The 19040-nt window shown below is 68.1% G+C and carries 19 protein-coding genes and 1 tRNA gene; 11 read left to right on the top strand and 9 right to left on the bottom strand.

Annotated elements, in window-relative coordinates; all coding sequences use genetic code 11:
* The first annotated feature begins 7 nt into the window (after positions 1–7).
* Positions 8–1372 carry an MFS transporter gene (locus tag ACT89H_RS26585; RefSeq protein WP_445111401.1) on the top strand — a complete coding sequence of 455 codons (1365 nt, stop codon included), beginning with the start codon at positions 8–10 and terminating at the stop codon, positions 1370–1372.
* A 6-nt stretch (positions 1373–1378) separates the two neighbouring features.
* Here ACT89H_RS26585 and ACT89H_RS26580 read toward each other — a convergent pair whose 3' ends face one another.
* Positions 1379–1999 (bottom strand): TetR family transcriptional regulator, encoded by a 621-nt coding sequence (locus tag ACT89H_RS26580; RefSeq protein WP_445111400.1) that lies wholly within the window; start codon positions 1997–1999, stop codon positions 1379–1381.
* A 171-nt stretch (positions 2000–2170) separates the two neighbouring features.
* On the opposite strand from ACT89H_RS26580, the gene ACT89H_RS26575 reads away from it, so the two are divergent.
* From ACT89H_RS26575 to ACT89H_RS26565, 3 genes are read left to right on the top strand one after another with little or no spacing between them, the layout of a single operon-like run.
* Complete coding sequence (locus ACT89H_RS26575) at positions 2171–3289, top strand: ferredoxin reductase (RefSeq protein WP_445111399.1); 1119 nt, start codon at positions 2171–2173, stop codon at positions 3287–3289.
* A 19-nt stretch (positions 3290–3308) separates the two neighbouring features.
* The gene (locus ACT89H_RS26570; protein ID WP_445111398.1) at positions 3309–4457 is read left to right on the top strand and encodes a fatty acid desaturase family protein; all 1149 of its coding nucleotides are present in this window, start codon (positions 3309–3311) and stop codon (positions 4455–4457) included.
* Complete coding sequence (locus tag ACT89H_RS26565; RefSeq protein ID WP_445111397.1) at positions 4458–4775, top strand: hypothetical protein; 318 nt, start codon at positions 4458–4460, stop codon at positions 4773–4775. It begins immediately after the preceding gene.
* Here ACT89H_RS26565 and ACT89H_RS26560 read toward each other — a convergent pair whose 3' ends face one another.
* Positions 4776–5306 (bottom strand): DUF4254 domain-containing protein, encoded by a 531-nt coding sequence (locus tag ACT89H_RS26560; RefSeq protein WP_445111396.1) that lies wholly within the window; start codon positions 5304–5306, stop codon positions 4776–4778.
* Between the two features lie 417 nt (positions 5307–5723).
* Here ACT89H_RS26560 and ACT89H_RS26555 point away from each other — a divergent pair, with 417 nt between their 5' ends.
* The gene (locus ACT89H_RS26555; RefSeq protein WP_445111395.1) at positions 5724–6002 is read left to right on the top strand and encodes a hypothetical protein; all 279 of its coding nucleotides are present in this window, start codon (positions 5724–5726) and stop codon (positions 6000–6002) included.
* Between the two features lie 44 nt (positions 6003–6046).
* On the opposite strand, the gene ACT89H_RS26550 is transcribed toward ACT89H_RS26555, so the two are convergent.
* From ACT89H_RS26550 to lpqS, 3 genes are all read right to left on the bottom strand, one after another.
* The gene (locus ACT89H_RS26550) at positions 6047–7285 is read right to left on the bottom strand and encodes an MFS transporter (RefSeq protein ID WP_445111394.1); all 1239 of its coding nucleotides are present in this window, start codon (positions 7283–7285) and stop codon (positions 6047–6049) included.
* Complete coding sequence (locus tag ACT89H_RS26545) at positions 7282–8334, bottom strand: PLP-dependent cysteine synthase family protein (protein ID WP_445111488.1); 1053 nt, start codon at positions 8332–8334, stop codon at positions 7282–7284. The genes ACT89H_RS26550 and ACT89H_RS26545 overlap by 4 nt, the downstream gene beginning before the upstream one ends.
* Before the next feature lie 225 nt (positions 8335–8559).
* Positions 8560–8976, bottom strand: coding sequence for a putative copper homeostasis (lipo)protein LpqS (lpqS, locus tag ACT89H_RS26540; RefSeq protein ID WP_445111393.1), 417 nt, complete (start codon positions 8974–8976; stop codon positions 8560–8562).
* A gap of 237 nt (positions 8977–9213) precedes the next feature.
* Here lpqS and ACT89H_RS26535 point away from each other — a divergent pair, with 237 nt between their 5' ends.
* Positions 9214–9891 carry a DUF4389 domain-containing protein gene (locus ACT89H_RS26535; protein ID WP_445111392.1) on the top strand — a complete coding sequence of 226 codons (678 nt, stop codon included), beginning with the start codon at positions 9214–9216 and terminating at the stop codon, positions 9889–9891.
* 27 nt (positions 9892–9918) lie between these two features.
* On the opposite strand, the gene ACT89H_RS26530 is transcribed toward ACT89H_RS26535, so the two are convergent.
* The 4 genes from ACT89H_RS26530 to ACT89H_RS26515 all read right to left on the bottom strand — a co-directional run bounded on the left by ACT89H_RS26530 (position 9919) and on the right by ACT89H_RS26515 (position 12970).
* On the bottom strand, positions 9919–10905 hold the full coding sequence (locus ACT89H_RS26530) for an ABC transporter ATP-binding protein (RefSeq protein ID WP_445111391.1): 987 nt from the start codon (positions 10903–10905) through the stop codon (positions 9919–9921).
* Positions 10902–11729: an ABC-2 family transporter protein gene (locus ACT89H_RS26525; protein ID WP_445111390.1), complete on the bottom strand. Its 828-nt coding sequence runs from the start codon at positions 11727–11729 to the stop codon at positions 10902–10904. Before ACT89H_RS26525 ends, ACT89H_RS26530 begins: the two co-directional genes overlap by 4 nt.
* Positions 11722–12453: an ABC transporter permease gene (locus ACT89H_RS26520; protein WP_445111389.1), complete on the bottom strand. Its 732-nt coding sequence runs from the start codon at positions 12451–12453 to the stop codon at positions 11722–11724. The genes ACT89H_RS26525 and ACT89H_RS26520 overlap by 8 nt, the downstream gene beginning before the upstream one ends.
* A gap of 443 nt (positions 12454–12896) precedes the next feature.
* A tRNA-Arg gene (locus ACT89H_RS26515) sits at positions 12897–12970 on the bottom strand.
* Positions 12971–13171: 201 nt separating this feature from the next.
* On the opposite strand from ACT89H_RS26515, the gene ACT89H_RS26510 reads away from it, so the two are divergent.
* The 5 genes from ACT89H_RS26510 (at position 13172) to ACT89H_RS26490 (ending at position 19004) form a co-directional block, all read left to right on the top strand.
* Entirely contained in the window at positions 13172–15205 is a 2034-nt protein-coding gene (locus ACT89H_RS26510; RefSeq protein WP_445111388.1) for a bifunctional copper resistance protein CopD/cytochrome c oxidase assembly protein, read from the top strand.
* Positions 15202–16170, top strand: coding sequence for a serine/threonine dehydratase (locus ACT89H_RS26505; RefSeq protein WP_445111387.1), 969 nt, complete (start codon positions 15202–15204; stop codon positions 16168–16170). Before ACT89H_RS26510 ends, ACT89H_RS26505 begins: the two co-directional genes overlap by 4 nt.
* Before the next feature lie 160 nt (positions 16171–16330).
* Positions 16331–16828, top strand: a complete 498-nt coding sequence (locus ACT89H_RS26500; protein ID WP_445111386.1) for a single-stranded DNA-binding protein — start codon at positions 16331–16333, stop codon at positions 16826–16828.
* An 80-nt stretch (positions 16829–16908) separates the two neighbouring features.
* Entirely contained in the window at positions 16909–18585 is a 1677-nt protein-coding gene (gene ettA / locus ACT89H_RS26495) for an energy-dependent translational throttle protein EttA (RefSeq protein WP_445111385.1), read from the top strand.
* 296 nt (positions 18586–18881) lie between these two features.
* Positions 18882–19004: a hypothetical protein gene (locus tag ACT89H_RS26490; RefSeq protein ID WP_445111384.1), complete on the top strand. Its 123-nt coding sequence runs from the start codon at positions 18882–18884 to the stop codon at positions 19002–19004.
* Positions 19005–19040: the final 36 nt, after the last annotated feature.

Genomic DNA, 19040 nt, shown 5'->3' with positions numbered 1-19040 from the left:
GCGCGACATGACCGAGGTGAACGCCCGGGCGACGATCGGACAGGCCGCCGGGCGCGGGCAAGTGGTGGCGTGGGGGCTGTGGGATTGGGGGTCCTCGGCGTTCAACGCCGTCATCCTCACCTTCGTCTTCTCGGTGTATCTCACCGACAAGGTCGGCGACGATCTGCCCGGCGGCGTCTCCGCCAGCGCGTGGCTGGGATGGGCGCTGGGCATCGCGGGCCTGATCGTGGCGTCGACCGCGCCGATCAGCGGACAGCGCTTCGACGCGTCCGCGAAACGCAAGGGCTCGCTCGGCGTGCTGACCGCGCTGACCATCGCGGCGATGACGCTGATGTTCTTCGTGCACGACAACTACCACGACCTGTGGTTCGGCCTGGCGCTGCTGGCCTTCGCGTCGGCCACCTTCGAACTGGCAGGCGTGCCGTACAACGCGATGCTGCGGCAGGTGTCCACGCCGCAGACCGTCGGCCGGGTCTCCGGATTCGGCTGGGCGATGGGTTATTTCGGCGGCATCTTCCTGTTGCTGATCTGCTACTTCGGCTTCATCGCCGGCCAGGGCGACAATCGCGGGCTGCTCGGCGTGCCCATCGACGAGGGGCTCAACATCCGCCTGGTCGCCGTGCTGGCCGCCGTGTGGTTCGCCGCCTTCGCCTTGCCGGTGCTGTTCGCGGTCCCCGAGCTGCCGCGGACGGACGCCGATCCCGGCGCGGCGAGCGCGGGATTCCTCGGCTCGTACCGGGTGCTGTGGCGCGATCTGCGGGAACTGTGGCGCGCCGACCCGCGTACGGTGGGCTTCCTGGTGGCCAGCGCGGTCTTCCGGGACGGACTGGCCGGGGTGTTCACCTTCGGTGCGGTGCTCGCCGTGCGGGTCTACGGCATCGCCGACTCGGATGTGCTGCTGTTCGGCATAGCCGCCAATGTCGTCGCGGCGCTGGGTGCGATCGTCGCGGGGCGGTTCGACGACCAGGCCGGACCGAAGGTGGTCATCGTGGTGTCCCTGGCCGCCATGCTGGTCTGCGGGCTGGCGCTGCTGGTGGTGTCGGGCCCGCTGATGTTCTGGATCTTCGGCTTGCTGCTCACCGTCTTCGTCGGTCCGGCGCAGGCGGCGGCGCGCTCGTTTCTGACCCGCCTCGCGCCGCCGGGACGCGAAGGGCAGCTCTTCGGCTTGTACACCACCACCGGGCGGGCGGTGTCCTTCCTCGCGCCGAGTCTGTTCGGCCTGTTCGTCTGGCTGTTCGACGCGGACCGGGCGGGCATCGCGGGGCTGCTGGTCGTGCTCGCGGCCGGGCTCGCGGTGCTGCTGCCGGTGCGGTCGCCGGACCCGGTGACAGCGGCGCGCGGCGGCGTCGAGGAGCCGCGGCCGGCCGAGTGAGGGGTATCAGCGCTGCTTCGGCGGCCGCCAGCTGCCCATGCCGAGGGCGATCAAACGCATCTGCTGGACGGTGCGGTCGATGATCGCCGGTTCGTCGCGCGGTGCGGCCGATACGTAGGCGGCGATCCCGTCGGTCACCGTGGTGACCATCAGCTCGGCGGCGAACTCCAGGTCTCGTGGCGTCCAGGAGTCCAAAGCCCGGATGCGGGAGAGGTCGGCGACGAGTTCCCGAACGATCAGCTGGACCTCCCTGGCGATGGCCGTGCGCAGCGCCGCGGAGCCGCCGTGGCGCTCCCTGATGAGGAAGCCGAACAGTTCACGTTTGGGGCCGATCTGCGCGAACACGAAACGCACCGTGTCCGACAGGCTCGCATCGGCGTTGCGGCGGACTTCGCGTAGCGCCAGTCGCAGCGCCGTGACGCCGTCGTCGACCAGCGTCGCGCCGAGGTCCTCCAGCGAGGCGAAGTGCCGGTAGAACGCCGTCGGCACGATGCCCGCCGAGCGGGCGATCTCCCGCAGGCTGAGCGCGGCGAACCCGCGTTCGGCGGCCAGCGCGAGGGTGCCGTCCAGGAGTGCCTGCCGGGTCCGCTCCTTGCGCTCGCCTCGGGTAGCTGCCTGCTCACTCATCCCGGTGAGCATACATTCGTTCACCATTTGGCCTATCTCCAGATGTAGTTCGAGTCACACATTTCGATGGTTGACACGGAACACCCGTCATCAGTCACACTATTTGAGTGTACAGTCGTGCACTGAATATCGAGTCGCACGCGTCAGCCCGGCAAGAGGTACGGAGAACTCATGGTGGATCTCATCGACCTGGTGCAGACCCTGACCGCGCCGCACCCGCTGGATCGGTACCTCGAACTGGTCCGGCCCACCCTCACGGTGCGGGACATGCGGGCCGAAATCACTCACGTGCGCCGCTCGGCGCCGGGTTCGGTGACACTCACGCTGCGTCCGACTCGGCAGTGGAAGGGCCACCGCGCCGGACAGTACGTGCAGATCAGCGTGGTGATCGATGGCGTGCGGCACACGCGGTGCTATTCGCCGGTGAACCCGGAAGGCGGTCGGGATCGCCATATCCAGCTGACCGTGAAGGCACATCCGGACGGCTTCGTGTCGCAGTACCTCTACTGTCACGCGGCCCCCGGCATGGTGGTCGACCTGGCGCCCGCCGCCGGCGTGTTCCGGCTGCCCGAGCCGCGGCCGCGGCGCGTGCTGCTGATCAGCGGCGGCAGCGGCATCACGCCGGTGCTGTCCATGCTGCGCACGCTCGCCGCGGAGGATCATCCGGGCGAGGTCGTCTTCCTGCACTACGCGAAGTCGCCGGCCGTGCTGCCGCATCGAGCGGAGCTGGACACCATCGCCCGACAGCACCCGAACTTCCGGATCGAGCTGCGCTATCCACACCGCATGCCGGACCTGCCGCCCGAGGTGGACCCCGATGCGCCGTCGGTGGACCTCGCTCCACCGAGGAACGACGGATACTTCGACTACGACGAACTGGAGCGCGTCGCGCCTTGGTTCACCGACGCGCAGACGTTCGTCTGCGGCCCGCCATCGCTGATGGAGGCGGTGCGCACGATCTATGCGGCCGAGCAGCTCACCGACCGGCTGCACGCCGAGGAGTTCACACTGCCGGTCGCGCCGGTGGACGCCGACGCGCACGGTACCGTCAACTTCTCGGCCAGCGGGGTGACCGCGCGGAACAACGGCGCCACCCTGCTCGAGCAGGCCGAATCCGCCGGTCTCAGTCCCGAGTACGGCTGCCGCATGGGGATCTGCTTGTCCTGCACCGCGGTGCGCCGCTCCGGCTGCACGCGCGATCTGCGCACCGGCGCGACCGACCTCGACCCCGACCGGCCGATCCAGCTGTGCATCAGCGCGCCGGTCGGCGACGTCGACATCGACATCTGATCACGAAGGGGAGCGAATCATGACCATCCTGACCGAAACCGAGAACGGACCGCTGGTCCTGAGCCCGGACCAGATCGAGGAACTCGGCCGCGAACAGGACGAGCTGCGCGCCGCGATCGTCGCCGATCTCGGCGAACGCGACCGGGAATACCTGTACTCGATCATCAAGGCGCAGCGGGGATTCGAGATCGCCGGGCGCGGCCTGATGTATCTCGGCTTCCTTCCGCCCGTCTGGCTGGCCGCGGTGGCGGCGCTGAGTGTGTCGAAGATCCTGGACAACATGGAGATCGGCCACAACGTGATGCACGGCCAGTACGACTGGATGCGCGAGCCGGGGCTGAATTCCCGGGTATTCGAATGGGATAACGTCTGCCCGGCCGACCAGTGGAAGCATTCGCACAACTACCTGCACCACACCTACACCAACATCCACAACAAGGACCGTGACATCGGCTACGCCATCCTGCGCATGGACGAGGCGCAGGAGTGGAACGTGCTGCGGCTCGGTCAGCCGCTGTACGCCTTCGTGCTCATGGTGCTGTTCGAGTGGGGCGTGATGGGCCACGACCTGGAGGTCGAGAACATCCTGGCGGGTAAGAAGAAGTGGCCGGAGGTCAAGAAGCTGCTTCTCGGTCAGTGGCGCAAGGCGGGCAAGCAGGTGCTCAAGGACTACCTGGTGTTCCCCGCGCTCACCGGACCGCTGTTCTTCCACACGCTGGCCGGTAATACCGCCGCCAACCTGGTGCGCAACGTGTGGGCCTTCGCGATCATCTTCTGTGGTCACTTCCCGACCGGCGTGCAGACGTTCACCGAGGAGGAGACCGCGGACGAAACCCGCGGCGAGTGGTATATCCGGCAGATGCTCGGCTCGGCCGACATCACCGGCAGCAAGCTGTTCCACATCATGTCCGGGAATTTATCGCATCAGATCGAACACCATCTGTTTCCCGACCTGCCCGCCAGCCGTTATCCCGAGCTGGCGCCGACCGTGCGCGCATTGTGTGAAAAGTACGGTTTGCCGTATAACACCGGCCCGCTCGGTAAGCAGATCGGCTCGGTGTGGAAGAAGATTTTCAAGCTGGCACTTCCGTCGCGTTGGGTCGAGAGCGAACCGCCGCCCGGTGTTATCGTGATGCGTCAGCGAAATGCGAGCGAAGCGGGCGTGTGAATGATCGGGAAATTCGAGAGCAACAAAGATCTCATTCAGGAATTGACCTCTTCCGGCGCGAGACACGTCGGCAATATCGCCAACATCATCACGGGGACCGTCGCCGAGGTCACCAGGGAGATCGGTGAGTGGATCACCGACGCCATCGAGATGAACGAGGCGGCGGCCGCGGCTCGCCGGGACGCGGCGGCGCAGCGGGATCTCGATCGTGACCTCGGCGAGGAGACCGAGGTCGCGGTCCCGAAACCGCGGGCGGAGGCGGCGGAGGGGTTCCTCGACGCCGAGGTCGTCGAGCCCCGGGTCGACGAGCCGCGCTGATCACCACACCGGCAGCCTGCGCCGATGCTGGATGACATCGGTGATCAGATCCTGATAGCCGTCGATCAGCTCGGCCAGCCTGCTCCACTGAAGGTGGGCCTCCCCGCGTGCCTGTGCCGGATGCGGCCCGGTCGTGATCTCGTCGTCCAGCGAGTGTCGAGCCGACACCCATTTCGCCGCGATTCGGTCGATGACCGCGCCGAGTGTCTCGGTGTGCAGGGAGGCGCCCTCGCGGTGCGGCACGTTCTCGGCCACCCAGGCGTCTATCCGCCCGATCCATTCGGCGCGGCAGCCGTCGATGTCCTCGACTTCCTGGGTGCACGCCGCGACGCGGGTGCTGGATGCCCCCGGGGCGTGCGCTCGCTCCAGTTCCCGCTGCCGCCGCTCGTGGCAGTCGACGAGTTTCCGCGCGGCGTGCAGCACGCTGTGCCGGTGCTGGTTCTCGCCGGGTTCGCGAATCGCGCGAAGCAGTGCGGCGGGCGGCGGTAGTTCTTCGGCTCCGAAACTGCGCTGAGCGTATTGAGTGGTCATGACATACCTCTGCGACACGACGAATGCTGGATACGCCAGGGCCGAGGGGGATTCGGGGAGGGTCGCCCCTCGGCTCCGGCGCAGTCCCGCACCCGGGTGCCGACCCGTGCTCCACCAGTACGGCAGAGAAACCGGGAAATCCGCGACGATGCGAGAGAGACGGTCCGAGAAAATCGGGACACTTTCAGGAAAGCGCGGCAACCGAAGCCGCGCAATACTCTGGTTCGCGAATCCGAAAGCTGCCGGGAAATCGTTATGTCTCGTTACGGATCGGTCACCCGGATCGGGTGTTCGCGAAATCGTCGAGCGTATGAGCAGCAACCGATTCCGTGTGAGCACTGCGCACCGCTGCCCGATCCGCTAGCCTCGGTATCCGTGCCCGCCTACGTGTCATCGCCGGAGCTGACATTCGGCTTCATGTTCGCACTGGAAGACCCGGAGCGAATCGCGGAGGTCGTGCGTAATCTGATCGTCCGCAAGACCGTCTCGGTCTTTCGTCTCGCCCGGCTGTCCGACGACGACGGTCCACCGGAGCGCTACGTGGTCAACTGGGCGGTCATCCCGCAGATCTCGATCACCACCGCCGCGCCGGACGACGAGGAATTGCGGACCACCCGCACCATGCTGGTCAACGCCTTTCTCAGTGAGGACGGCGAGGTGAGCCTGTACTCGGCGCAGTCGAGCGGACCGGCCTGAGGCGGTCGGTCCCGGATGACGCGTATCCGGGACCGACCAGCCGATCACCCGATCGGGACCGGCGCGTCGAGTCGCCCGGACCGGGCGAGCGCGAACAGTCCCCACGCCGCGACCGCGCCGACGGCGACGAGCGCGGCCCACGCCAGCGCGCTCATCCCGGCCTCGCGCGTGCGGTCCAGCAGCGTTCCGATGCCCAGGTTCCCCAGCAGGATGCCGATGCCGACGATGGTGTTGTAGAGGCCGTAGTGCGTCGCCACGAGGCGGTTGCCCGACAGCGCGACCACGGTGTCCATCTCGAACGGAAAGACCGCTGCCGCACCGATTCCCAGCGCCACGGCGGTCAACAGCAGGGCGCCGATCGCGGGCCACACGCCGAAGCCGGTGCCGGGGATCACCACCAGCGGTGCGAACGCGGACGCGAGTATCGCCATGCCGAATGCCAGGCTGTGCGCGCGGCCCCACCGCTGCCCGAACCAGCGGGTGATGCGCAGTTGCCCGGCGATCGCGATCAACCCGGACAGCACGAAGACCGCCGTCATCAGCACGGTGGCCGAGTCGCCCGCGATCCGTGCGGCGTGCACGGGCAACGCCAGGTAGACCTGGAAGGCGAGGACCGAGGAACTGATCATCGCCGCGGCGAACAGCAGGAACGGCCGGTTGCCCAGTACTACGCGCCAATCGTCCAGCACGGACGTGGTTTTCGGCTCGGCTCGGTGCTGCGGGAGCGCGCGTAACTGGGCCAGCGTCAGCACGCCGAACACCACCGCGGCGCCGGTCGCGGTGGCGCGGAAGTCAACGGCCATCAGCGCGAGCCCGGCGATCGGGCCGAACAGCATGCCCGCCTGGTAGAAGACGTTGAACACGGCGAACGCCTCCACGCGGCGCGCACCCGAGTCCGCCGCCAGATAGGCGCGGACCGCGGGGTTGAACAGCGCGCCCGCGAAGCCGGTCGCGGCCGAGGCCGCCACCAGGGCCGGCAGTGTGTCCGCGACCGCCAGTAGCGCGAAACCGCCGGTGCGCAGCAGGCATCCGGTCACGATGAGCGGTTTGTAGCCGAGCCGGTCGGCCAGCGTGCCGCCGAACAGGAACATTCCCTGCTGGGCGAAGTTGCGGATGCCGAGGACCAGCCCGACCGCCCACGCGGCCAGCCCGAGTGGCCCGGCCAGGTAACCGGCCAGGTAGGGCATCAGCATGTAGAAGCCGGTGTTGATGGCGAACTGATTGACCATCAGCATGCGGCTGGGACGGTTGAAGCCGCGGAAGGTGGCGATCAGGTCGGTCATCGCGTCCGCTCCTTCCCGGCGGCGCCACGGGGATCGACGACCGTCGTGCACCGAGTCCACGAGACCGCGACGGCGTGGGCGGGATGCGGGATGCGCAGCGGCGCCGCGGCCGGTGCGACGTCGAGCAAGCCGTGCTCGCGGCAGTAGTCGTCGTTGTACACCGTGTCGAAGTAGCGCAGCGGACCGTCGGGAAAGACCGCGGCTATCCGGATGTCCGGATCCCCGGTACGGGCCAGCCAGCCCGCGACCAGGGCGACCGCGCCGACGCTCCAGCCGCCGCTGGCGTGATGTGTCGCGGCGAGTCGGCGGCAGGCCCACACCGCCTCCGCGGGCGCGACCCAGTGCACCTCGTCGAACGCCGCATAATCGACGTTGTCCGGGTGGATGCTCGAACCGAGCCCGCGCATCAGCCGCTGCCCCGCGGGCTGTCCGAAGATCGTGGACGCCACGGTGTCGACGCCGACCAGACGCAGGTGCGGAAAGTATCGGCGCAGCGTGCGCGTGATCCCCGCGGAATGGCCGCCTGTGCCGACCGAGCAGACCAGGACGTCGATCCTTCCCAGCTGCGCGACCAGCTCGAGCGCCAGGCCCGCATAGGCATCCTGGTTGTCGGGGTTGCGGTACTGGTCCGGGCACCAAGCCCGCGGATCGTGCCGCAGCAGTTCGGCGACGCGGTCGCGCCGCGCCTGCTGCCAGCCGCCGGTGGGGTGTGGTTCGGTGACCAGTTCCACCCGCGCCCCGTAGGCCGCGAGCATGCGGTGCATGAGCGGTTCCAAGCCGGGATCGGTGACCAGCGTGACCGGGTGGCGATACACCATCCCGGCCAGCGCCAAGCCCGAACCGAGCGTGCCGCTGGTCGATTCGATGATCGGAGCGCCCGGTGCGAGCGCACCGCGCGCGATGGCGCGCTCGACCATGTGCAGCGCGGGCCGGTCCTTCATTCCGCCCGGATTGGCGCCCTCGAGTTTGGCCCAGAAGCCGCGCCCGTTCGGTGTCGTCGTGCCGTCGAGCGGTTCGGTGATCCAGAGCACCGGCGTGTTGCCCACCATGGTGGCCGGACGCGGACAGCGCTGGGCCGCCGTGAGCAGACTCGCCGGGCTCGCGAGGAGCGCCTCCGGTTCGCGTGGAGCGGGATCGGGCACGGCCGGATTCTGCAGCGCAGAAGTCATGAGCAATCGTCGATTCTGTGCGGTCGCTGTCGCAGCGACGGTGTGAGTGCGGACTTCGCACGAACACCGGCCGGCCCCGGCAGGCTCCGGCCTGACGCTGACCGATCAGTTCCGATCGATGCCGAATCGAGTGAGTCTGTCTCTGCCCGGATACACCGGAAGGGTCGCGACCGGAGGTGCGCGCACGCCGCCCGCGCGGGCGGACGCGGGTGCGGCGAGCAGCACCGGCACGCACGCGATCAGCAACAACAGCAGCAACGTGACCGCGCGCGGAAGGGCGGCGAGCACCCCGTCGCCGGGCATGTGCCGGTCCGGCTCGGCGGCGTGCTGATGCGGCTCGGCGATGATCGCCGGGGAGACGATGGAGGCCGCGACGGGGCCGGACGCTTCGATGTGGGCGTGTGACGCGACGGCGTGGCCGAAGACGTGGCACTGCGGCACCGCCATGGCAACCACCCACACGGTGTAGGTGAGAGCCACGATTATCCGGATCCCGGGTTGCCGCAGCGCGCCGAACGTCACGCTTTCCGATGGTACAAGCCCGTTCGCGCCCCGATCGGCGGGTGCGAACGGTATAGGCGCGGCCCGGGCGATTTCAGCTGCGGCGCAACGCCCCTCGTTCGCCGAAGACCGTCTCGCGCCCCGATTCGTTGGCGTGTCGGTATCAGATGGTGCCGTTCGCGGGCAGCCGGATACGCGACAATCAGTAACACCTACTGGTTGTGGCTTGGATCACAGCAACCGTAAGGAGCGTTGCTCATGGAACTCGAGAAGCCCGTCGCGCCGCCCAGCCCGATTCGGGTCCGAGGCGATCTGGACCCCGCATTGTCCCGGTGGCTGTGGCTGGTCAAATGGATATTGGCGATTCCGCACTACATCGTGCTGTTCTTCCTGCACATCGCGTACGCGGTGCTCACGGTGGTCGCCTTCTTCGCCATCCTGATCACCGGAAAGTACCCGCGGGGGCTGTTCGACTTCAACGTCGGCGTGATGCGCTGGGGATGGCGGGTGACCTTCTACGCGCTCTCGGTGCTGGGCACCGACAAGTACCCACCGTTCAGCCTGCGACCGAACGCGGAGTACCCGGCCGATCTGGAAATCGACTATCCGGAGACGTTGCACCGCGGCCTGGTGCTCGTGAAGTGGTGGCTGCTCGCCATTCCGCACTACCTGATCGTCGGCGCGGTCGTGAGCGGCGGCATCGCGATCTCGGGCAGCGGCGGCGACGACTGGGGCGGCGCCTCGATCTCGTTGCTGAGCATCCTGCTGATCGTCGCGTTGGTCGCGTTGCTGTGCACGGCGCGCTACCCGCAAGGTCTCTACGACTTCGTGATGGGCGTCAATCGCTGGATCATCCGCGTGCAGGCCTACGCGAGTCTGATGCGCGACGAGTACCCGCCCTTCCGGCTCGACCAAGGCGCTCGCGAGTCCGACTGAACCCGGCACCGAATCCGCCCGCCTCGTTCAGCGGGCGGATTCGTATATCCGGCGGACCACATCCTCGATTTCGGGCTCCTCGATCGACAGGTCCCGCACTTCGGCGCGTTCCGACACCGCGGCCAGCAATTGCGCGGCCGTGATCTGCTCGGGATCGAAGGCCAGTCGCTGCCGCATACCACCGCCTTCGGTGCCGAGCAGCTGCGCCGCGGGAAGATCGTCGAGGTCGGGCACGGGCTCGGCCAGGTCGACAACCAGCACTCGGCGCGCGCCGACGGTGGCCGCCAATCCGGTGAGCGACCCGTCGTACACCAAGCGGCCGTGGTCGACGACGAGAACACGCTCGCAGAGCCGTTCGATGTCGCCCATGTCGTGGGTGGTGAGCAGCAGGGTCGTGCCGCGCTCGGCGCGCTCGGCCCGCAGGAACTCCCGCAACCGTTGTTTGGACAGCACGTCGAGGCCGATGGTCGGCTCGTCCAGGATCACCAGCTCGGGCGAATGCAGCAGGGCCGCGGCGACTTCCGCGCGCATACGCTGGCCCAGCGAGAGCTGGCGCACCGGTGTGTCGAGCGTGTCGGCCATTTCCAGCTGCTCGATCAGTTCGTGCGCGCGCATGCGTGCGGCGCCCGGCTCCAACCGGTGGATCGCGGCGAGGATCGAGAACGATTCGCGCAGGGGCAGATCCCACCACAGTTGCGAACGCTGACCGAACACCACACCGATCCGTCCGGCCAGTTCACGCCGCTGCCGCACCGGATCGAGCCCGCAGGTACGCACGGTGCCGGAGGTGGGGACCAGGATGCCGGTGAGCATCTTGATCGTGGTGGACTTGCCCGCACCGTTGGCGCCGATGTAGCCGACGGCGGCGCCCCGCTCGATCCGGACGGTCGTCCGGTCGACGGCGGTCAGCGCCTCGCGGCGCCTGCGCCAGCGGCGACCGTCTTTGCGATACAGGATGAACTGCCTGGTGAGACCCATCATGTCGATGATCGCCTCCGGGCCGCCCGTGCTCATCCGCCGCCTCCCTGGTAGTGCCGAGTGCCCGATCGCCACAAACCCAGCGCCAGCAGCCAGACCCACAGCGCCGCCACCGGGGTGAGCCAGGCCAGCCAGGCGGGCAGCAGCGGAGGCCCGGGCAGGCCGAGCAGCGCGAGGGTGGGCAGATAGGCCGTGAACGAGACCGGAATCGCGAACCCGAACAGCAGTCGCATGGGTGTGGGAAACACCGACGCGGGTTGCGTCGCCGCGAACGAGCCGCCGTAAGTGAAGCTGTTGGTGAGCTCGGAGCCGTCGATCAGATAGAACTGCGCTCCGGCCGCGCAGACGAACACCCCGCCGAACAGCGCGGTACCGCCGGCGAGCGTGAGTGCGAGCAGCGCGGCCGTGGCCGGAGACCAGGCGATGTCGTTGCGCGCCGCACCGGCCACCAACGCGACGATCGCTACCGAGGCGCGAGCGAACCGGCGCAGGGAGATGTCGCTGGTGATCAGTTGCAGCAGCAGTGGTTGCGGCCGCAGATGGTAGGCGTCGAGCTGACCCATCCGGATCAGTACCGGCAGCGTATCGAGGTGGCCGAAAAGCACTTGGGACAGCGCGAAACTCGTGTTGCTCAGCCCGAACAAAAGCAGTGCGCCGTCCAGGTCGAGGCCGCCGAGGACGCGTGCGGTGCGGAAGATCAGCCATACTTCGGCCAATTCGACCAGGCCCACCAGAAATGCGCTCAAAAGCTCACTGCCGAAGGACAACCGGTAGCTGCGCTGCGCCCGGATCCGGGAGCGCAACACGGCCACATAGGGCGTCGACCACGAACCGGTACGCGGGGCACCGATGTCACCCACCCTGTACCTCCAGCCTGCGCCGGCCCGCCACCAGCAACACGCGCCCGGCGATCGCGGTCACGACTACCCAGAACACTTGGACGCCGACGACCGAGAGTGCTTCCGCGCCGGTGATCCGTCCCGAGAGCACGTCGATCGGAGATTGCAGAATCGACGGGAAAGGCGTGGCCGCCGCGATGGCGCCCAGCCACGAAGGGAACATGTGCACCGGCACGAACAGTCCGGCCAGGAACGTGCCCGCGGTGTAGTACAGCACCCGGATGCCACGGGTTTCCACGACCCAGAATCCGATCAGCACCACGAGGAACCGGCACAGGAACGAAATGACCACCGCCAGCAGGACGCTCACCGCTCCGAGCAGGTAGGGGCCGGGCGTGACCGGCATCGCCAGCCCGAAGGTGAGCGTGCCCACCAGCACGCTGGGCACTCCGCGCGGAAGGAAGGTGCACGCCGCTCGCCCGAGATCATCGGCGAGATAACCGCATTGGATATCGACCGGGCGCAGGAAATCGATGGCGATGTCGCCGTTCTTCACCCGATCGTCCAGTGGGCCCAGCGGTCCCATGAACTGCAACGCGCCGAGCAGGCCCTGGGAGAGCCACACGTAGGCGCCGATGCTGCCCCGGTCGTATCCGCCGAAGTCGCCGGCGGCGTCCACCGCCGCGGCCAGTACGGACGCGCGGACGAACCCGAACACGCAGTTGGTGAACAGTCCCGCCAGCATCGCCGCTTTGTATTGCCCCTGTCTGCGGAATCCGGCGCCGACGAGCGATGCGTAGAGGGCGACGGCACCGCGAAATCGTTCCCTGACGGCACGCTGTCCGCCCCCCTCCGGTCTGCCGCGCACAAGGAGTTGACTCTACTGGCCGCGGTGGCACGCCGAAAGGCTTCGGCGCCGTTTTGGGGAAGTGCCACATCCGCAAGGCAGCACAGAAGCACGCGCACTTCAGGGTGTGGAGCGCTGTTTGCGGGCACCGGCTCGGCCGACTGCGGCCACGACTCGTGCTCCCGCAACTCGCTCGCGAAGTCGTCGAGCCAGCTCGGCCGGATCGACGAAATCGTTCCCGATGGCGAACCCCATTGGGCGCCGTTCCTCGGTGTTTGAGGTTCGCACTGGGTGGGTAATAACCCTGTGACCTGCAGAATCTGCAGGTCACAGGGCCGTTGCGCCCCCGGCAGGAATCGAACCTGCGACCTAGGGATTAGAAGGCCCTTGCTCTATCCAACTGAGCTACGGAGGCAGTGGGTTCTACGATGGCCGACATCGGCCGTACTGTCCAGCGGGTCGAGTATAGCGACCGTCCAGGTGGTCACATTCTTAGTGTTAGCAACGTTTCAGCCATCTCGAGACAGTAGGTGACGCGCCCATAGTGATCGGGGCCGAGGATATCGGTACAAACCCGACCGGGCCACGGAATACTCGCCGAACTACGCTCAGTCGTATGTCGTCCACCCCCACCTCGTCCGCCGCTCCCCGAACCGGGGCCGCTCGGTCCAGGGCGACGTTCGCGACGATCACCGCGTTGGCCGGCGCCATCGCGGCCGTGGTCGCGGCGCTGGTAGTGGGGTTGTCCGCGGCGCAGGCACTGAGTCTGCTCGGCATCCCGGACCCGGGCGCGCCGACCACCTATGGACTGCCCGCGGTCCGGGCGCTCGCCGATCTGTCGGCCGCGCTGACGGTCGGTTCGCTGGTGTTCGCGGCGTTCTTGGTGCCGCCGCAGTCGAACGGGCTGCTGGACGTCGGCGGGTATCGCGCGGTGCGCAGGGCATCCGACTTCGCGCTGGTCTGGGCGTGCTGCGCGGCGCTGCTGGTACCGCTGACGATTTCGGACACCACCGGACGGCCGGTGGGGGACGTCCTGGGGCCGCAGGATCTCTGGCAGGCGATCGATCGGGTCGAACTGGCCGGAGCCTGGCGAACGACGGTCGTGTTCGCGGTGATCGTCGCGGTGGGCTGCCGGCTCGCACTGCGCTGGGGCTGGACTCCGGTCCTGCTCGGCGCCGCGATAGCCACCATGATGCCGCTGGCGTTGACCGGCCATTCCTCCTCGGGCGGGTCGCACGACGTGGCGACCAACAGCCTCATCCTGCACTTGATCGCGTCCGCCGTCTGGGTCGGCGGTCTGTTCGCGGTGCTGGCGCACGCCTTGCGCGGCGGTGCGTACACCGATGTCGCGGCGCGGCGTTTCTCGCTGACCGCCACGGTCTCGTTCGCCGTGATCGCGGTCAGCGGCGTGATCAACTCCTGGGTCCGGGTACCGCTGGACGAACTTCTCTCCAGCACCTACGGCAGGCTGGTGCTGGCCAAGGCCGCCGCGCTGGTCCTGCTCGGCGTGTTCGGCTATCTCCAGCGCCGCGCCTCGCTGCCCGCTCTGGCCGCCGATCCCGGCGACCGGTCGGCCCTGGTGCGATACGCGGGTGTCGAGGTGTTGATCTTCGCCGCGACCATCGGCCTCGCGGTCGGGCTCGGCCGCACGCCGCCGCCACCGCCGGATTCCGTTCCGACTCCGGTCCGAGTGGAACTGGGCTACGACCTGGCCGGGCCACCCAGCTTCGCCCGTCTGGTGTTCGACTGGCGATTCGACCTGATCTACGGCACGCTGTCGGTCCTGCTGGCGGTGCTGTACCTGCTCGGTGTGTGGCGGCTGCGCTCGCGGGGCGACGCCTGGCCCGCCGGGCGAACGCTCGCCTGGCTGTCCGGTTGCGTGGTGCTGCTCGTCGCCACCTCTTCCGGCGTCGGCCGGTACTCGCCCGCCATGTTCAGCGTGCATATGGGAGCCCACATGGCGCTGTCCATGCTCGCGCCGATCCTGTTGGCGCTCGGTGGTGCGGTGACGCTGGCGTTGCGCGCGCTGCCCCCGGCCGGCCGCGGTGGCGTGCCCGGCCCACGGGAATGGCTGCTGGCCGCGGTGCACAACCCCGTATCGCGTTTCATGACCCACCCGATCTTGGCCTCGGTGATCTTCGTCGGCGGCTTCTACGCGCTGTACCTGGGCGGCATCTTCGACGCCTACGCCGATTCGCACGCCGCGCATCTGTTGATGAACGCGCACTTCCTGCTCAGCGGTTACCTGTTCTACTGGGTGGTGATCGGCATCGATCCCAAGCCGCGGCAGGTGGAGCCGCTGACCAAGCTCGCCATGGTGTTCGGCTCGCTGCCGTTCCACGCGTTCTTCGGCATCGCGCTGATGAGCATGACCACAGTGCTCGGCGGCTGGTTCTACCACGGCCTCGGTCTCGGCTGGAACGGCGACCTGCTCGGCGACCAGCGCACCGGCGGCAGTCTCGCCTGGGCGAGCGGAGAGGTCCCCCTGGTGGTGGTGATGCTGGCGTTGCTGATCCAATGGTCGCGCAGCGACCATCGGCTCGCGCAGCGCACCGATCGAGCCGCCGAACGCGACAACGACGCCGCACTCGCCGCACACAACGCCATGTTCGCCGAACTGGCCAAGCGAGATGGAGAAGTGCGTAAGTGAGTGAACGCGCCACCCCGGTCCACCCGCACGGGCCGGTCGGGCGGGTGGACCGGTCGGACGTGCGATCCGCCCGCAGGCGGCTGACCGGACATATCCGCACGACGCCGGTCTTTCACACCTCCATCGCGAGCCCGTCCGGTCCCGTGCCGGTGACGATGAAGCTCGAGCATCTCCAGCACGGCGGGACGTTCAAAGTGCGCGGCAGCCTCAACGCGCTGCTCGAGTCGGGCGCCGGGATCGATCAGGTGGTGATCGCCTCCGGCGGTAACGCGGGTATCGCGGCGGCGCTGGCCGCGGCGCGGCTCGGCAAGTCCTGCACGGTCGTCGTTCCGGAGACGGCGCCGCACACCAAGGTTGCCGCGATGTGGTCGCACGGCGCCGAGGTGCTCTGGCACGGCACCTCCTACGACGAGGCCTTGCGGCACGCGACCGAGCTGGCCACCGAGCGCGGCGCGCTGCTGCTGCACGGGTACGACCTGCCCGCGGTGGTCGCAGGCATCGGTGTGGTCGGGCTGGAACTCGAAGAGCAGGTACGCGGTCGGCCGCCGGTGCTGGCCGTGGTGGGCGGCGGCGGACTGGTCGCCGGGATCGCGGCCGCGGTCGGGCGCCGCAGGCGGGTGATCGGGGTGGAGCCGGAAGGCGCCGCGATCCTGCGCGCGGCGTTGGCGGCGGAGTGCCCGGTGGACATCGTCGGATCCGGGATCACGGTCGACTCGCTGGGACCGACGCGGATCGGTGACATCGCCCTCGACCTCGCCCGCCGTCATGGCGTGACGTCGCTGCTGGTCAGTGACGACGCGATCAGCGCGGCTCGGGAGTATCTGTGGCGCGAATTCCGCATCCTGGTCGAAGTGTCCGGCGCGACGGCGCTGGCCGCCGTGCACAGCGGCGCCTACGTTCCCGAGCCGGACGAACGACCGGTGATCGTCCTCTGCGGCGCCAATACCGACGTGGCGGTGTTCTGATCGCGCGGTGGTGAAAGCTCGATCTTCACATTTCCGGAAGTTGTGCACATTCCCTCGATCGGATCGTTCGGGTCGGCGGAATCGGCGCACCCTGGAAGAGCCCTCCTGGAGGGGGAGGAAATTCCGGGCAGGCCCGGATCCGAAGTGAAGGGGCATCGATATGTACGAGGCGAATGCGACCGTGATCGGAACGATCGCCACCCACCCGGTCAAGCGCGATCTGACCAATGGCGAGCAGGTGGTCACCTTCCGGTTGGCAAGCAATTCCCGCCGGCTGGACCAGACGTCGGGGCAATGGGTGGACAACGGCACCCTCTATCTCACCGTCAGCTGCTGGCGCAGGCTGGTGGCTGGTGTCGACGCGTCCCTGCGGCGCGGCGATCCCATCATCGCCTACGGCCGGCTGCGCTCCCACGAATACCGCAGCAAGGACGGTGTGGAGCGACGGGATCTGGAGATGCGCGCCACCGCCGTCGGGCCGGACCTGTCCCGCTGTGTCGCGCAACTGACGCGGTCGTCCGACCTGCCGCCGCGGAATACTTCCGGCGTCGCGAGCGCTGAAGGTCGGGTGCCGGTCGGCGACGCGCCGGGGGAGAATGTCGCTGCCGCCGATTCGGCACCGCCCCGCGGCACCGCGCCCGAGCCTGTCGACGCTTGATCGAACGACCGGTTTTCGTCCCGGCGGCAGGGTAGCTCTGCTTCGTCCTCCCATCTCCCGCACCGATAGGCTTCACACTTATGGCTGAGTTCATCTACCAAATGAAGAAGGTTCGCAAGGCGCACGGCGACAAAGTCGTGCTCGACGATGTCACCTTGAACTTCCTTCCCGGCGCCAAGATCGGTGTCGTCGGCCCGAACGGCGCGGGTAAATCCAGCGTTCTGAAGATCATGGCCGGACTGGACCAGCCGAACAACGGTGACGCGTTCCTCGCCGCGGGCGCCACCGTCGGGATCCTCCAGCAGGAGCCGCCGCTCAACGAGGAGAAGACCGTCCGCGGCAACGTCGAGGAGGGTCTCGGCGAGATCAAGGTGAAGCTGGATCGCTTCAACGAGATCGCCGAGCTGATGGCCACCGACTACTCCGACGAACTCATGGAGGAGATGGGCAAGCTGCAGGAGGAGCTGGACCACGCCGACGCGTGGGACCTCGACTCCCAGCTCGAGCAGGCGATGGACGCGCTGCGCTGCCCGCCGCCGGACGAGCCGGTCACGAATCTCTCCGGTGGTGAGCGACGCCGGGTGGCGCTGTGCAAGCTGCTGTTGAGCAAGCCCGACCTGCTGTTGCTCGACGAGCCGACCAACCACCTCGACGCCGAGAGCGTGAACTGGCTCGAACAGCACCTGGCGCAGTACCAGGGCGCGGTGCTCGCGGTCACCCACGACCGGTACTTCCTGGACAACGTCGCCCAGTGGATTCTGGAGCTCGATCGCGGCCGCGCCTACCCGTACGAGGGCAACTACTCCACCTACCTGGAGAAGAAGGCCGAGCGGCTCGAGGTGCAGGGCAAGAAGGACCAGAAGCTGCAGAAGCGGCTCAAGGAAGAACTCGCCTGGGTCCGGTCCGGCGCCAAGGCCAGGCAGGCCAAGAACAAGGCCCGTCTCGGCCGGTACGAGGAGATGGCGGCCGAGGCCGAGAAGATGCGGAAGCTGGACTTCGAGGAGATCCAGATTCCCGCGGGCCCGCGCCTGGGCAATGTGGTGGTCGAGGTCGAGCACCTGGACAAGGGCTTCGGCGACCGCCAGCTGATCAAGGACCTGTCGTTCACCCTGCCGCGCAACGGCATCGTCGGCGTGATCGGGCCCAACGGCGTCGGCAAGACCACCCTGTTCAAGACCATCGTCGGGCTGGAACAGCCGGACAGCGGCGAGGTGAAGGTCGGCGAGACGGTCAAGCTGAGCTATGTCGACCAGAACCGTGCAGGCATCGACCCGAAGAAGACGGTCTGGCAGGTGGTCTCCGACGGCCTGGACTTCATCGAGGTCGGCCAGCAGGAGATGCCGTCGCGCGCGTACGTGAGCGCGTTCGGCTTCAAGGGCCCCGACCAGCAGAAGCCCGCGGGCGTCCTGTCCGGTGGTGAGCGCAACCGGCTGAACCTGGCGCTGACGCTCAAGCAGGGCGGCAATCTGATCCTGTTGGACGAGCCGACCAACGACCTCGACGTCGAGACCCTGGGCTCGCTGGAGAACGCGCTGGAGAAGTTCCCCGGCTGCGCCGTGGTCATCTCGCACGACCGCTGGTTCCTGGACCGCACCTGCACCCACATCCTGGCGTGGGAGGGCGACTCCGACAACGAGGCCAAGTGGTTCTGGTTCGAGGGCAACTTCGAAGCCTACGAGGCCAACAAGGTCGAGCGGCTGGGCCCGGAAGCGGCGCGCCCGCACCGGGTTACACACCGCAAGCTCACCCGCGGCTGAGTTCGTCGCACGGCGGGTGCGGGGTGTCACCCCGCACCCGCCCGTGCTCGCCGCACTATGGGGGATGAGTGTCGTCGACACGATAGGGGGAAGACCGGGGTCCGTTTCCGACCAGGATGCCGCCGCGCGGAGCGTTGCGCACCGCACGCTGCCTGGCGTTGCGGGTACTGCCTGGGAGGCGGGAATCCGAGTCGGAAGCGGTGGTGGCCGCCTCGGCGGGGGTGGTGCGAAAAGTCTTGTCGGCAACGCGGAACAGGAGTGACACCTACCCGCGCGTAGCTCGCTAGGGTGGAGTCGTGAATGCGCAGGCGCAGTTCGAGCAATCGGTGGCTTCGACCGCCGACGCGGTGGTCGAGCTGACCCGAGGTACCGCTGCGGCGCCGTTGCCGCCGCGGATACGACCTGTGACGCACACCTGACGTTTGCGGGTCCGATTCCTGTGCGGTGCCCGGGGT

Source organism: Nocardia aegles (assembly GCF_052545135.1).
Note: the sequence above shows the minus strand (reverse complement) of the source record. Positions and strands in the feature narration are given on the sequence as shown.

Coding starts and splice junctions, on each gene's coding strand:
- ACT89H_RS26545 (WP_445111488.1), bottom strand. CDS start 8,334: ATGGTGGGCAACACGCCGGTGCTCTGGATCACCGAACCGCTCGACGGC.
- ACT89H_RS26510 (WP_445111388.1), top strand. CDS start 13,172: ATGTCGTCCACCCCCACCTCGTCCGCCGCTCCCCGAACCGGGGCCGCT.
- ACT89H_RS26570 (WP_445111398.1), top strand. CDS start 3,309: ATGACCATCCTGACCGAAACCGAGAACGGACCGCTGGTCCTGAGCCCG.
- ACT89H_RS26560 (WP_445111396.1), bottom strand. CDS start 5,306: ATGACCACTCAATACGCTCAGCGCAGTTTCGGAGCCGAAGAACTACCG.
- ettA (WP_445111385.1), top strand. CDS start 16,909: ATGGCTGAGTTCATCTACCAAATGAAGAAGGTTCGCAAGGCGCACGGC.
- ACT89H_RS26550 (WP_445111394.1), bottom strand. CDS start 7,285: ATGACCGACCTGATCGCCACCTTCCGCGGCTTCAACCGTCCCAGCCGC.
- ACT89H_RS26535 (WP_445111392.1), top strand. CDS start 9,214: ATGGAACTCGAGAAGCCCGTCGCGCCGCCCAGCCCGATTCGGGTCCGA.
- ACT89H_RS26565 (WP_445111397.1), top strand. CDS start 4,458: ATGATCGGGAAATTCGAGAGCAACAAAGATCTCATTCAGGAATTGACC.
- ACT89H_RS26585 (WP_445111401.1), top strand. CDS start 8: ATGACCGAGGTGAACGCCCGGGCGACGATCGGACAGGCCGCCGGGCGC.
- ACT89H_RS26500 (WP_445111386.1), top strand. CDS start 16,331: ATGTACGAGGCGAATGCGACCGTGATCGGAACGATCGCCACCCACCCG.
- ACT89H_RS26555 (WP_445111395.1), top strand. CDS start 5,724: ATGTTCGCACTGGAAGACCCGGAGCGAATCGCGGAGGTCGTGCGTAAT.
- ACT89H_RS26530 (WP_445111391.1), bottom strand. CDS start 10,905: ATGAGCACGGGCGGCCCGGAGGCGATCATCGACATGATGGGTCTCACC.
- ACT89H_RS26575 (WP_445111399.1), top strand. CDS start 2,171: ATGGTGGATCTCATCGACCTGGTGCAGACCCTGACCGCGCCGCACCCG.
- ACT89H_RS26580 (WP_445111400.1), bottom strand. CDS start 1,999: ATGAGTGAGCAGGCAGCTACCCGAGGCGAGCGCAAGGAGCGGACCCGG.
- ACT89H_RS26520 (WP_445111389.1), bottom strand. CDS start 12,453: ATGCTGGCGGGACTGTTCACCAACTGCGTGTTCGGGTTCGTCCGCGCG.